The following is a 12,793-nucleotide window of genomic DNA, read 5'->3' on the forward strand; positions in this document are numbered from 1 at the left end:
CCACCCCAAGTGGAAAATTCTCGTTCGATTTCGCCATATCAGACTCGAGATTCCCTGATCTTTGTTTGATTCGGAACAAAACCCGACGAAATTTCGCTCCGAGAGGGGCAGGCGTTCGAATTATTCCTTGCCGTCGTCTGACTTTTTGAGCTCTTCGAGGGTTGGCATCGACACGATGTTGTACCCTGAGTCCACATAGTGAATCTCACCGGTGACGCCGCTCGAAAGGTCCGACAAAAGGTATAGCGCCGACCGGCCGACGTCTTCTATGTCAACGGTCCGACGCAGCGGCGCATTGCGCTTCTGGTAGGAGAACATGGCACGGGCATCGCCAATTCCGGCACCCGCCAAAGTCCGCACCGGACCCGCTGAGATTGCATTGACGCGAATGCCTTCGGGACCATAGTCGGCGGCCAGATAACGGACCATGGCTTCCAACGCTGCCTTGGCAACACCCATGACGTTATAATTGGGCATGACCCGCGTGGAGCCGCCATAGGTCAGTGTCAGGATCGAACCGCCCGCCGGCATCAACTTCGAGGCGCGCTGTGCAATCTCGGTGAAGGAATAGGCGGAGATAACCATTGTCCTCGAGAAATTGTCGCGTGTCGTCACGTCGGCATAGCGACCCTTGAGTTGCGATTTGTCCGAGAAGCCGATGGCGTGGACCACGAAGTCGATGGTTCCCCATTCCTTTTCCAGCGTTTCGAACACGGCGTCGACAGTCGCAATATCTTCGACATCGCAAGGCAGCAGCAATTTCGAACCCAGCTGTTCGGCCAGTGGTGCCACACGCTTGCCAAAGGCGTCGCCCTGATAGGTAAAGGCGAGTTCAGCCCCGTTGTCGGCCAGTTCCTTGGCGATGCCCCAGGCAATGGAATGGCTGTTCGCGACCCCCATGATGAGACCGCGCTTGCCCTTCATCAATTCACCCATGTTTAGAGCCTTTCTTGACCATATTGGCCGTATTCTGTTTCTCGACTGACGAGACGATCCGCGCGGAAGGTGGCGATGCCGATGTGGTGCATCGGACGAAGCCGCCTGACAAAGCGGGTGTCCGTCAGCCGGAAACCCGAAGGGACGGGGCATGTTGCGCCAATTCCGGCGCAAATCCACTCGCCCGCACGCAAAGTGCGGGTCTTCGTGTCTTTGCTTGATCTTGTCACAACATGCCTCCGTCGGAATAGGTCAATATGGTCAAGGAAGGCTCTACCCCTCATAGCGCTGGTAGACCAGCGATGCATTCGTGCCGCCAAATCCGAAGGAATTGGTCAGAACTGTGTTAAGTCTGACGTTGTCGATACGCTTGCGTGCAATGGGCATGTCGCTGAATGCCGGATCGATCTCTTCGATATTGGCGCTTTCTGCGATGAAGTTATTGTTCATCATCAGGAGCGAATAGATCGATTCATGCACGCCGGTTGCTCCCTGCGAATGGCCCGTCAGCGACTTGGTTGCCGAGATCGGCGGGCACTCGTTGCCAGAGCCAAAAACTTCACGGATGGCTTCGATCTCCTTGAGATCGCCCACCGGCGTCGAGGTAGCGTGCGGATTGATGTAGTCGACCGGTCCCTTGACGTTGGCGATCGCCATGCGCATACAGCGCGCGGCGCCTTCGCCGCTCGGCGCAACCATGTCGGCGCCGTCGGACGTGACACCGTAGCCGACAAGTTCACCGTAAATTTTGGCGCCGCGCGCCTTGGCGTGCTCCAGTTCTTCAAGAACCAGGACACCGGCACCGCCGGATATGACGAAGCCATCACGGTTCTTGTCGTAGGCGCGCGATGCAACGGATGGGCGGTCATTGAACTTGGACGACATTGCGCCCATGCCATCGAACAGGACAGACAGGGTCCAGTCGAGATCCTCGCACCCGCCCGCGAACATCATGTCCTGCTTGCCGTACTGAATCATCTCATAGGCATTGCCGACGCAATGGTTCGACGTGGCGCAGGCCGAAGAGATCGAATAGTTCACACCCTTGATCTTGAACCAGGTGGCAAGGGTAGCAGACGCCGTCGAGGACATGGCCTTCGGCACGGCAAAAGGCCCAACCTTCTTGCTCGATCCGGTTTCGATGGTCTTTTCGGCCGATTCGAAGATGGTGCGGGTGGATGAGCCACCCGATCCCATGATAATGCCGGTGCGCTCGTTGGAAATCAGATCCGCCTCGAGGCCGGCATCGGCGATGGCCTGATCCATGGCGACATGGTTCCAGGCGGTGCCGCCACCATGGAAGCGCATGGCGCGACGATCGACGACAGTCGAGGGATCCAGTGTCGGGGCGCCGTGGACCTGGCTACGAAAGCCATGCTTGGCATAGTCTTCGGCAAAGACAATTCCCGATTTCGCCGTGCGCAGGGACTCAAGCACCTCTTGCACGTTATTGCCGATAGAGGACACGATACCCATGCCCGTCACAACCACTCGCCGCATCGCGATCTCCTTGAAGGTATTGTGCTGGCTGATTTCTCAGGCAGCACTTTCCTTGAACAGGCCGACCCGCAGGTCAGTTGCCTTATAGATAGTTTCGCCATCGGCCTTTAACCAGCCGTCCGCTATGCCAAGGACCAACCTGCCGCGCATGACGCGCTTGAAGTCGATGCCGTACTCGACGAGCTTGGTCTTGGGCGTGACCATGCCGGTGAACTTCACTTCGCCGGTAGAAAGGGCACGGCCTTTTCCAGGTTCGCCCAGCCAGCCGAGATAGAAGCCGGTCAGTTGCCACATGGCGTCGAGGCCAAGGCAGCCCGGCATGACAGGGTCGCCGATGAAATGGCACGGGAAAAACCACAGGTCGGGCTTGATGTCGAATTCGGCACGGATGTAGCCCTTGCCGTTTTCGCCGCCCGTTTCAGAAATCTCGGTGATGCGGTCAAACATCAGCATGGGTGGTGCTGGCAACTGCGCATTGCCCTGACCGAACATCTCTCCGCGGGCGCAGGCAAGCAGCTCTTCATACCCGTAGCTTGATTTCTGTTCTGGCATTCTTTCTCCCATCGGTTACTTCCAAGACTGCGCTCGAGACCAGATGGCCGGCGCGAGCGGACCTGTCAGAGCGTGTTTCCGCCTGAGAACGCTGTCTAGAGCAAACCACGTCCAAATGGAACCCTCGGCTTCACCGTGCCTCCTGCGATTTTAACATCAGATGCGATTTCCAAACATGCTGTACCGTTCGCGGATTATCGACCTAGACCAATGGCGTATTTTCTGCCTATTGATCGATTCCGCAAGTCGGCATATATCAATCATGTAACATGATGGACAACTTGTCTCTCGTGTGATTTTTGATATCAGTTAACGGAGTGGCAGACGGGCCATGCATATTTCGTATGAGATAGATGCGGATGTATCCTTGCAGGAGCGCTTGCGCTTTGCCGGACTGCGGCCGACCCGTCAACGCGTCGCCCTCGCCAGCCTGATCTTTTCCAAGGGTGACAGGCATCTTTCTGCGGAAGAATTGCATGAAGAGGCGCAGGGCGCCAATGTGCCGGTCTCCCTGGCTACCGTGTACAATACCCTGCATCAATTTACCCAGGCCGGGATGCTGCGCATTCTCGCGGTCGAAGGGGCCAAGACCTATTTCGATACCAATGTTTCCGACCATCATCACTTTTTCGTGGAAGGTGCCAACGAAGTGATCGATATCCCCGATGGTTCGGCCATGGTCGGCCACCTGCCGCCGGTTCCGGAAGGCATGGAAATCGTCAACGTCGACATCATTATCCGGTTGCGCAAAAAGCGCGGCTGAGCTGCGGATGAGCAGTTCAACGTTCGGTTCGCCCCCTGGCCAAGCTTGAGTTTGCAAACTGGATGAACTGAGTAAACTAAACTTGGTTCATGTTAGGAATGCACGTTGCGAACCATCAACATTCGCGAGGTGAAGACCCATCTGTCCCGTTTGGTAGAACAGGTTGCCAACGGCGAGCCCTTCGTGATTGCCAAGGCGGGCAAGTCGATTGCGAAAGTCGTACCGCTGGACAAGCCTGCGGCAAATCCGCAGCGGTTTGGATTTATGGCTGGGCAGATCAAGGTGCCAGCTGATTTTGACAGCATGGGCCGTATAGAGATTGAGCGCATTTGTGGCGGCCGCGAATGAAGCTGCTGCTTGATACACATCTGATCTTGTGGGCGGCAGGATCATTCGAACTTCTCCTGAAAAGCCCGCGACCTCATGGCCGATCCATTCAACGAACTCGTGTTCAGTCCTGCCAGCCTGTGGGAGGTAGCGGTCAAATGAGGATTGGGTCGGGCAGATTTCCAGGTTGATTCACGCGTACTGCGTCGAGGGCTGTTGGACAGCGGCTACCAGGAGCTACCCATCACCAGTGAACACGCAGTCTTTGTCGCGTCCCTTCCACCAATTCATAAAGATCCGTTTGACTGAATATTGGTGGCGCAGGCGGCTGTTGAAGGTATCACCCTGCTGGCGACCGACGCCATCGTCGCCCAATACCCTGGCCCCGTAATGATCGTATAAAGTTGTATACCGATCTGCATTCTTCCACGTCGGTCCGATTCGCCCCGTATGTCCGTTCGCGCGGTCAATGGCAAGATATTGCGATTATGACGCCTTCGCAGATCTGGTAGCTTTGCCTTGCTAGCTATCTATTTGTTATTTTTTATTTATTTCAGGAGTTTTTCATGAAGGTGTTTCCCGCGCTCCTAGCGTTCATGCTTGCCTCGTCCTCGGCTCTTGCGAGCGATCCGGCTCCCGCCAGCTCAACACCCCCCGCCTTCGATTGGACGGCTTGTATGTCGGTGCCGATATCGGTGGCGTGGCGGCCAAAGTGTGGACCAGTGGACCGCACAGCAATTTTGACGACAGCGGCCTTCTTGGCGGTATTCATGCCGGTTACAATGTAGGATTCTCCAATGGGGTCGTTGCAGGTGTCGAAGCCGATTTGGCCAATACCGGCATCGACAGGACGGATGGTCCCGCCACCTTCAAAAGTCGTTGGCAAGGTTCATTGCGGGCAAGGGCGGGATATGCGGTAGACCGCCTCCTTCCGTTCGTCACTGTAGGCGCGGCCATCTCCAATCCACTGTTGAGGGGCTGGGAGGGCTCGCGCCCGACGCTCGTCGGCTGGACTGCCGGCGGCGGCATCGAATATGCTCTGGACCAGCATTGGTTGCTGCGCGGCGACATGCGCTATAGCGATTTCGGCAAGCAGGATTTCCCCTTTGCCGACGGTATGGTCGCCAAGGTGCGTCTCAGCGAAGTTTCAGGCACGATCGGGCTCAGCTACAAGTTCTGATCCCGAAGGACATGAGCATCGCATCCCTCCGCCGAATCTCTCTCGGCTGCGGAATGCGATGCTCGAACAGCCCATATGGCGGGCTAGAGCCCTTCTTGCTTAAACAGAATCGTTGGGGATTGTCTCGCCACCCGAGAAACAGAACTGTTTCTATTCAAACAAGAAAGGCTCTAGTCGTCGAATTGTTCGTCCGGGTAGGCGCCCCAGATTTCCGGCTGGCTTATCCAGCCACTGGCACCGCTGAACGATATCCGGCAGAACTGGCCATTGCAGGCCTTCAGCGTTCCGAGCACGCCGGGCTCAACCTTGGCCACGACGCCGGATTTATCGTCGGCGCTGCGATAGACATTCAGCAATGTGCCAGCCTTGTCGCGCTGCCATGGAGCAGTCATCGCAGTGCGTTTGCCCGAGAGCAGCGACTGGTAGACCCAGCCCTCCGTACCCTCAGAATCTCGGATTCGACGCCAGTTGTCATACTCCTGTATGATCTCGACCGGCAGGCCGGATTTCAGGAACAGCCAGGTGACGGCATAGTCGCGGCCGGGTCCGACGCGCAGGTTGACACGACCCGGCTTGAGGCTGACGAAGCGCGGCAATGGCAGGCCGCTCGGGCCGACCTGCGCCGCCGCCTGGGCTTGTCCCGGCACAGTCATGCCAAGCGGGATTGTCAGGGCAAGGGCTGCCGCAACACTGCCAGCAGTCAAGAGAGAGCGAAGATTTCCAAGGTTCACCAAGATCAGTCCTTCATCGTTCCGGGCCTGCATCAGCCGAATTTGCGGCAGAATGGCGAACGATCCCTATTTTTCTTTGTCTTTGATGCGCCGCCTTGATAGACAGGTGGAGGAGCGCAAAGAGCAATTGCAGTTTGCAATGACTTGGTTAAAGAGGTCTCAATGCGTCGCGAATTGGGAGGGGAATATTGGTGAGCAAGAAGCCTCTGGTCGTCATTACCCGCAAACTGCCGGACCCCATCGAGACGCGTATGCGCGAGCTCTTTCAAGCACGGCTCAATGTCGATGACCGACGGCTGTCCAAGGCGGAATTGATCGAGGCCGTCAGCGAGGCCAATGTTCTCGTGCCCACGATCACCGATCACGTCAGCGAGGAGGTTATCAATGCCGCCGGGCCGAACCTCAAGCTGATCGCCAATTTCGGCAATGGTACCGACAATATCGACGTGGCGGCCGCTGCCAAGCGCGGCATCACCGTGACGAACACCCCGAACGTCCTGACTGAAGATACGGCCGACATGACCATGGCCCTGATGCTGGCCGCGCCGCGTCGTCTGGTGGAGGGCGCATCGATCCTGCTTGATGACGGCAAATGGGAGGGCTGGGGCCCGACCTGGATGCTCGGCCGCCGTATCTGGGGCAAGCGCCTCGGCATTGTCGGCATGGGCCGCATCGGCACCGCCGTTGCACGCAGGGCCAAGGCCTTCGGCCTTTCGATTCATTATCACAACCGCAAGCCGGTGAACCCGAAGACCGAAGAGGAACTGGAGGCGACCTACTGGGAAAGCCTCGACCAGATGCTGGCGCGCATGGACATTATCTCGGTGAACTGCCCCTCGACGCCGGCAACCTTCCATCTGCTGTCGGCCCGGCGCCTCGCCTTGATGCAGCCGACCGCCTTCATCGTCAACACGGCACGCGGGCAGATCATCGACGAGCATGCACTGATCGAGCAGCTGGAACATGGAAAACTGTCCGGGGCGGCCCTCGACGTGTTCGAGCATGAGCCGGCGGTCAACTCCAAGCTTCGCAAGCTAGCCAAGCAGGGCAAGGTCGTCATCCTGCCCCATATGGGTTCGGCGACGCTCGAGGGGCGTATCGACATGGGGGAGAAGGTAATCATCAATATTCGCACCTTCATAGATGGTCATCGCCCGCCGGATCGCGTCTTGCCAGACAAGGTCTAGGACCTGTCTCCGAGGCTGATCGTCGCTCCCCTTGTGGGAGAGCAAGCGATTTCAGCGATCACATGGGTACTCCCCTGGAAGCTTCTTTTTCCCACGCGGCCACGAGTTTTCGTGGATAGAAATGAATGCCGGAATCTCAAATGCAACACGCTGGAACTCTATTCGAACCGCTGCAGCTGCCTTGCGGCTTGGTCCTGAAGAATCGAATTGCGAAGTCAGCCATGTCGGATTCGCTAGGCGACGGAACCGGCCATCCGACAGCCGAACAGATCAGGCTTTATCAGCGTTGGGCAGCAGGCGGGCTGGCCATATCCATAATCGGCGAGGTGCAGCTCTCCTCAGGTTACGCCGAGAACCCGGGCAATCTGGTCCTCAGCGAAGCCTCCGACCTTGATCGGTTCCGGGAACTGGCCCGACGTGGTGGTGAAAACGGCACCGGCCTCTGGCTGCAACTTGGTCATGCCGGAGCGCTTGCCTATGCGCCGACCAGTAACCCGAAGGGCCCGAGTGCACTCGACCTGCAGGGCCTGCGCTGCACTGAAATTACATTGGAAGAAATGCGTCGATTACCCTCGGCGTTTGCGACAACGGCCCGGTTGGCACAGCAGGCCGGCTTTGGCGGTGTGCAAATCCACGCAGCGCACGGATTTTTGCTCAGCCAGTTCCTTTCGCCGCTGTTCAACCGGCGGAGCGATGAGTATGGAGGTGCAATCGCCAACCGTATGCGACCTCTGCTGGAGGCGATCGAAGCAACGCGTGCCGCTGTCGGACCTGATTTCCCCATTGCTGTGAAACTCAATTCCTCAGACCAGCTTGAGGGCGGGTTCGACGCGCAGGACGCGCTCAAGGTGGTGGCTGCGCTGGACCAATCGTCGGTCGACCTGATCGACATCAGCGGCGGGACGTACTTCCCGGGGGCAAAGGCAGCCTCGGACGGAACGGGACGCGGACCCTACTTCCTCGAGTTTGCAAGGCGGGCCCGCACCGCGACGACCAAGCCCCTTATGCTGACAGGCGGTTTCAAGACGCGCGCTCTGGCCGACGAGGCCGTGGCAAGCGGTGCCGTCGATATTGTCGGACTGGCGCGTGCGCTCGTCCTGGAGCCTTCGCTCGCCGACCTCTGGAAAGCAGATAGGAAACCGGAGCCGGTCTTTCCCAGATTTGCCGATGCACCGGAGGGCGGGATCACCGCGTGGTACACAATGCGACTGGCCGAGATCGGTGGTGACAAGGAAACGCCGGTTTTCGGCGACCTCGGGCAAGCAATTGAAAGCTATTACGCGCGCGACAAATCCCGAACGGAAGTCTGGTTGCGTCACTTTGCCGATGACGTCGTGGAAAAAGCTGGCACAGCACATCAGCGTGGTTCGACAGGCTCACCATGAGGGAGTCTTGTGGGCCGCAATGACAGCCGTCAACGCTCTTGGAGATCGCTGGCATCCCTCTTGGTGAGCCTGTCGAACCACGCACAGCGCCGAAGCAACCGCTTTTACAGCACAGCAATCGACCCATCCGCCTCGATCTGCAGCAGGCGACCAGTGAACGCCGCAAACTCCCTGCGATCCAGCTGCAGCGCCATGGGTACCTTGTGGCCCATTTCCTGCGCAACGATCAGCCCGAGCAACAGGATTGCGTCGGGCTCGTGCAGGATGAGCGCGGCGGGCGCAAGACCGGAACTGACCAGCTCGAGGAGCACCGCGGCAGCCGACGATGAACCGATTGTGCCGGGCAGGCACAGCACCTTGCCGTCAATTGACAGGCCGTGCTCGGGGTGGCGCACGTCAGCGATTAGTCCGGTCTTGGGATTGACCCCGCCCCAGAAGCTGATCGGTGCGGTGAGGACCAGCGCGGGCGCCGCTGCCGGCTGGCCGGTGACAAGAATTTCCGCCCTCATGGTGCCGCCTCGAACGCCGGCCGGCCGAGGACTGCACTTTCCACGCATTCCGCCATGGAACCATAGATGACGCCGTAGCCGGTATTGCCCGGGGCGTAATGGGCAAATTTGCCGGAATTGGTCATGAGGACAGCACCGGCGATATCCGGAAGGATTGGCGTAACCACGACGCAGGTATCGGCGACGACGGTGACGCCGCTTGCCTCGAGGCGCTGTCGGCGGCCGTGCTCGTCCAGTACGGCCAGCGCATGACGGCCGGTGCAGGCGTAGAACGGAACTTTGAGCCGGCGACCGCCGATCAACGTTTCGAGCCGTTCGAACTCGGCAATCGAAAGGTGCGGGCTGCCGATGGCAACGGCATCGATCCTGCCGGAATCGCGGGCGGTGGAGAGGCGGCGCTGCGAATCCGCAACCATCTGCGCGGTAACCTTGATCACCGATTGCGGCGGCTGATGCGCCAGGGCGGTTGCAAGGTCAGGCGCTTCCGGGGTGACGCCCGCCACGTGGAACAGCCCGACGGCACCTGCCGAGGCGGATGCGGCGCCAAAGGCCTTCAGCGCATCCTCGCCGGGGCCGGCAGCAATGCCCGCAACCACGCCAACCGCATCGCCAAGCTCGCGGCCGTAAAGGCTGCCGAGAATGGGCCAGGCGACCTCGGACGCGAGGAACGTCGCATCGAGGCCGGAAACATCGAAAACGACGGTCGCGCGGCGGTTTTCCGGGCGATGGTAGCCGTAATAGGGTGCGAAACCGGCAATGGCACAGGCAATATCGAGAAAATCACCGTAGCGGTTGGTACGCGCGCCGAGCACCGAATTGCAGAACACGACCGCATTGCTCTCGCCCCAGGCGACATCGCTGCCAAGTGCCGGGCGATGGCCGGCCTGATAGGGCGCGCAGGTCCAGCTCGGTTCGCAACCGAGCGTGCGGTAGGCGTCCATCATCCGCCGCGCCATTGCCCGTTCGTGTGGCGGCAGGCGGTTCTTGGAGCACCCTGTCAGATCGAGCGAGCCGACATTGAGCGTTGCGCGCACAGCAACCTTCGCGCCGCCCTCGACCAGTTTTTCGGCAAAGAGCGTGCCGGAATCGCCATGATAGAGCGCGCCGTCTATATGCGCCGAAGCGATGGGTATGAGATTTTTCGCGCCCATCAACCGCGCGGTGGCGGCGACGATGCGCATGGCCATGGCGGCACCAGCTCCGCGGGCGCCATTGGCAATCGCCTGCTGTTGCGCGGAAAGCTCGAGCAACATGGCAATCAGGCCTTGCGGGCTTTGTACTTGATCGTTTCGAAGCGCGAGGTCAGCGCATCATAAAGCAGGAGCCGGCCGATCAGGGGTTCGCCTATGCCGGTGACGAGCTTGATGACCTCCGTCGCCTGCAGGGTGCCGATGACGCCAGGCAGCACGCCCAGGACGCCGGCTTCGGCGCAGGCTGGCAAGAGGCCGGGCGGCGGCGGATTGGGGAAAAGGTCGCGGTAGGACGGATTGGGTTCCCCGGCGGCATTCGCCGCATAGGGCATCAGTGTCGTCACCGAGCCGTCGAAGCGCCCAAGCGCCGCCGAGACCAGCGGTCGCCTTGCTTCAAGGCACGTATCCGCCAGCAGATAGCGTGTGTCGAAATTGTCGGACCCATCGACGATAATGTCATAGCGTCGCGCGAGATCGGCGGCATTCTCCGGCCCGATGCGCGTTTCGTGCGCCTCGACGGTTACATGCGGGTTGATCGCCGCGATGGCGCGCGCCGCGCTCTCCACCTTGGCGGAGCCGACAAGCTCGCTCGAATGGATCACCTGACGCTGCAGGTTCGACAGGGATACCCGGTCGTCATCGATGATGCCGAGCGTGCCGACGCCGGAAGCCGCCAGATATTGTAGCACCGGCGCGCCGAGCCCGCCGGCGCCCACGACGAGCACGCGGGCGCGCTTCAGCTTCTGCTGGCCGGGACCGCCAATCTCGCCAAGAATGATATGGCGGGCATAACGCTCGATTTCGGTAGGGGTGAGGGCAGTGTCTTGCAGATCAGTCATGACAGTACACTAGGATATGATGAGCCAATGCGAAACGGGCGTTTGCGTCTTCTAGACTTTCAAAAAGCGTAGTGCGTGGTTCGACGGGGCTCAACATGAGGGAGTTGCATTGAGCAGCAACCAAAGCCTCCGAGGCTGATGCGACCGTGCAGCCTTCAACCTCCCTCATGGCGAGCTTGTCGAACCACGTACTGCGGTCTTGCACGATACATTTCACGTCAAGAACTTCAGCCCGCCAATGCCCGAGACGATTAGTCCGATGCATACGAGCCGGATCACGGTTGCGGGTTCGGCAAAGAGATACATGCCGAGCAGGGCAGTGCCGACCGTGCCGATGCCGGTCCATACCGCGTAGGCGCTGCCGACGGGCAGCTCGCGCAGTGCAAGGCCGAGCAGCACGACGCTGATCACCATGCTGACAGCGGTGAGTATGGAGGGGGTGAGCCTCGTGAAGCCATCGGTATATTTGAGCCCGATGGCCCAGCCGATTTCAAAGAGACCCGCGAGAATGAGTATTGCCCAGGCCATGACGACCATCCTTCATATCTGATCGGGCCGTCCCGGATTTGCTGGTAACGCTTGGGAAGCGTGGAGGTCGTCCTCCGGGACTTTATTTAGGGTCGCACGGCGAAATTGGCAAGACAACCAAGGGATGAGTAATTTTGGTGTTTAAGATCAAGGGGAGTGAAGGAGCTTATATCGAACGGAGATCCCGTGCGACTTCACTCAAATCGTCATTGAGTTGGTGATCCCTGCCTTCCAAGATACGGACCACAGCATGCGGAACGGCTTTCGCATAAAGGTGAACATGGGCAGTAGGCACTTCGGCGTCACCGGTGCCATGATAAAGATACACGGGAACGCCAGGTGTCAGGCGTTCCGAGAGGACCCCGAGATCATCCATGGCATCGCCCGGCCATCCGCCTTCGCCCATGAAAGGCGCGGCCATGACAAATATCCCGCCAAGCCTCAGTTTCGGCGGCTGTTCGGCGAGCACATGCATCAGAACGCTGCCACCGAAGGAGTGGGCCACGAGAATTGCCCCGTCCCTCAGGGAGTCGAATTCCTCCAACAGCGCAGCCTTCCAGGCGACGTAACTGGGATCGTCCTCGCCTGGCATCTGGGGGTAGCGAACAACGTAGCTTTCGCCGAGTTCGCGCTCGAGGCTTGCAACGAGCTTGTTGTCCCAGTGATCGTGGGTGCCTTCGCCGGCTCCCTGAACGAAGAGAATCTGATTGGTCATAGTGCTGTTTTATTCAATAGGAACAGGCGTATGCAAGCCGCGTCCCTGCCATGTCCGCTATAAAGGTACGCGACCCACAAAATATGGCTGTATCCGGAAGTGGTGCTCCTAACGATGTGAGGAAGGTTCACTGTAAAATATGATACAGATGCGTAACCCAGAGTACCTACCAATTCGGAACCCAATCCATGACACAATTCCACAAGGGCGCGAGAGTTGAATGGGTGTGGGCCAAGGACGTCGGCACTGGCAAGATCGTCGAGCAGTTTACCAAGTCCGTGACCCGGACGATCAGGGGTGTCGAAGTGACACGCAAGGCTTCGAAAGATGAACCCGCCTATATGATCGAGCAGGACGATGGCGGCAGGGTCTTGAAAAGCGCTTCGGAGCTCAAGGCGGCGAAATAGCCGACGCAGCTTTGATTCAAACATTTGCTCCCCCATCAACCACT

Annotated in this window: 16 protein-coding genes; 7 read left to right on the plus strand and 9 right to left on the minus strand. The window is 59.1% G+C overall.

Translation table 11 applies throughout. The features are described from left to right. Positions 1-120 precede the first annotated feature (120 nt). Complete coding sequence (fabI, locus tag K9U38_RS18075) at positions 121-936, minus strand: enoyl-ACP reductase FabI (protein ID WP_224495741.1); 816 nt, start codon at positions 934-936, stop codon at positions 121-123. Positions 937-950: 14 nt separating this feature from the next. Between fabI and K9U38_RS18080 the strand changes: the two genes are divergently transcribed. Then, positions 951-1,157, plus strand: a complete 207-nt coding sequence (locus tag K9U38_RS18080; protein ID WP_224495742.1) for a hypothetical protein — start codon at positions 951-953, stop codon at positions 1,155-1,157. A gap of 52 nt (positions 1,158-1,209) precedes the next feature. On the opposite strand, the gene fabB is transcribed toward K9U38_RS18080, so the two are convergent. Together fabB and fabA are read right to left on the minus strand one after the other, a co-directional pair. Beyond that, entirely contained in the window at positions 1,210-2,436 is a 1,227-nt protein-coding gene (gene fabB / locus K9U38_RS18085; protein ID WP_224495743.1) for a beta-ketoacyl-ACP synthase I, read from the minus strand. A 36-nt stretch (positions 2,437-2,472) separates the two neighbouring features. Beyond that, a complete protein-coding gene (fabA, locus tag K9U38_RS18090) occupies positions 2,473-2,988 on the minus strand; it encodes a 3-hydroxyacyl-[acyl-carrier-protein] dehydratase FabA (protein ID WP_027230465.1) in 516 nt (171 codons plus the stop codon). A gap of 331 nt (positions 2,989-3,319) precedes the next feature. On the opposite strand from fabA, the gene irrA reads away from it, so the two are divergent. From irrA to K9U38_RS18110, 3 genes are all read left to right on the plus strand, one after another. Beyond that, on the plus strand, positions 3,320-3,751 hold the full coding sequence (gene irrA, locus K9U38_RS18095; protein WP_106667492.1) for an iron response transcriptional regulator IrrA: 432 nt from the start codon (positions 3,320-3,322) through the stop codon (positions 3,749-3,751). Positions 3,752-3,856: 105 nt separating this feature from the next. After that, complete coding sequence (locus tag K9U38_RS18100; RefSeq protein ID WP_224495744.1) at positions 3,857-4,099, plus strand: type II toxin-antitoxin system Phd/YefM family antitoxin; 243 nt, start codon at positions 3,857-3,859, stop codon at positions 4,097-4,099. Positions 4,100-4,742: 643 nt separating this feature from the next. After that, a complete protein-coding gene (locus K9U38_RS18110; RefSeq protein ID WP_224495745.1) occupies positions 4,743-5,258 on the plus strand; it encodes an outer membrane protein in 516 nt (171 codons plus the stop codon). A 170-nt stretch (positions 5,259-5,428) separates the two neighbouring features. On the opposite strand, the gene K9U38_RS18115 is transcribed toward K9U38_RS18110, so the two are convergent. After that, the gene (locus K9U38_RS18115; RefSeq protein WP_224495793.1) at positions 5,429-5,911 is read right to left on the minus strand and encodes an SH3 domain-containing protein; all 483 of its coding nucleotides are present in this window, start codon (positions 5,909-5,911) and stop codon (positions 5,429-5,431) included. Between the two features lie 263 nt (positions 5,912-6,174). Between K9U38_RS18115 and K9U38_RS18120 the strand changes: the two genes are divergently transcribed. Next, complete coding sequence (locus K9U38_RS18120; RefSeq protein WP_224495794.1) at positions 6,175-7,176, plus strand: 2-hydroxyacid dehydrogenase; 1,002 nt, start codon at positions 6,175-6,177, stop codon at positions 7,174-7,176. Between the two features lie 140 nt (positions 7,177-7,316). After that, on the plus strand, positions 7,317-8,561 hold the full coding sequence (locus K9U38_RS18125; protein ID WP_224495746.1) for an NADH:flavin oxidoreductase/NADH oxidase family protein: 1,245 nt from the start codon (positions 7,317-7,319) through the stop codon (positions 8,559-8,561). Positions 8,562-8,665: 104 nt separating this feature from the next. Here K9U38_RS18125 and K9U38_RS18130 read toward each other — a convergent pair whose 3' ends face one another. From K9U38_RS18130 to K9U38_RS18150, 5 genes are all read right to left on the minus strand, one after another. Next, positions 8,666-9,070, minus strand: coding sequence for an aconitase X swivel domain-containing protein (locus K9U38_RS18130; RefSeq protein ID WP_224495747.1), 405 nt, complete (start codon positions 9,068-9,070; stop codon positions 8,666-8,668). Next, positions 9,067-10,323, minus strand: coding sequence for an aconitase X (locus tag K9U38_RS18135; RefSeq protein ID WP_224495748.1), 1,257 nt, complete (start codon positions 10,321-10,323; stop codon positions 9,067-9,069). The genes K9U38_RS18130 and K9U38_RS18135 overlap by 4 nt, the downstream gene beginning before the upstream one ends. 5 nt (positions 10,324-10,328) lie before the next feature. Beyond that, entirely contained in the window at positions 10,329-11,099 is a 771-nt protein-coding gene (gene moeB / locus K9U38_RS18140; protein WP_224495749.1) for a molybdopterin-synthase adenylyltransferase MoeB, read from the minus strand. A 213-nt stretch (positions 11,100-11,312) separates the two neighbouring features. Next, complete coding sequence (sugE, locus tag K9U38_RS18145; RefSeq protein ID WP_224495750.1) at positions 11,313-11,627, minus strand: quaternary ammonium compound efflux SMR transporter SugE; 315 nt, start codon at positions 11,625-11,627, stop codon at positions 11,313-11,315. Between the two features lie 166 nt (positions 11,628-11,793). Then, positions 11,794-12,342 carry an alpha/beta fold hydrolase gene (locus tag K9U38_RS18150; RefSeq protein ID WP_224495751.1) on the minus strand — a complete coding sequence of 183 codons (549 nt, stop codon included), beginning with the start codon at positions 12,340-12,342 and terminating at the stop codon, positions 11,794-11,796. Between the two features lie 188 nt (positions 12,343-12,530). Between K9U38_RS18150 and K9U38_RS18155 the strand changes: the two genes are divergently transcribed. Further along, positions 12,531-12,749, plus strand: a complete 219-nt coding sequence (locus tag K9U38_RS18155; protein ID WP_224495752.1) for a hypervirulence associated TUDOR domain-containing protein — start codon at positions 12,531-12,533, stop codon at positions 12,747-12,749. The last annotated feature ends 44 nt before the right edge of the window (positions 12,750-12,793 follow it).

The organism is Phyllobacterium lublinensis, from assembly GCF_020164435.1.
Lineage (GTDB): Bacteria > Pseudomonadota > Alphaproteobacteria > Rhizobiales > Rhizobiaceae > Phyllobacterium > Phyllobacterium lublinensis.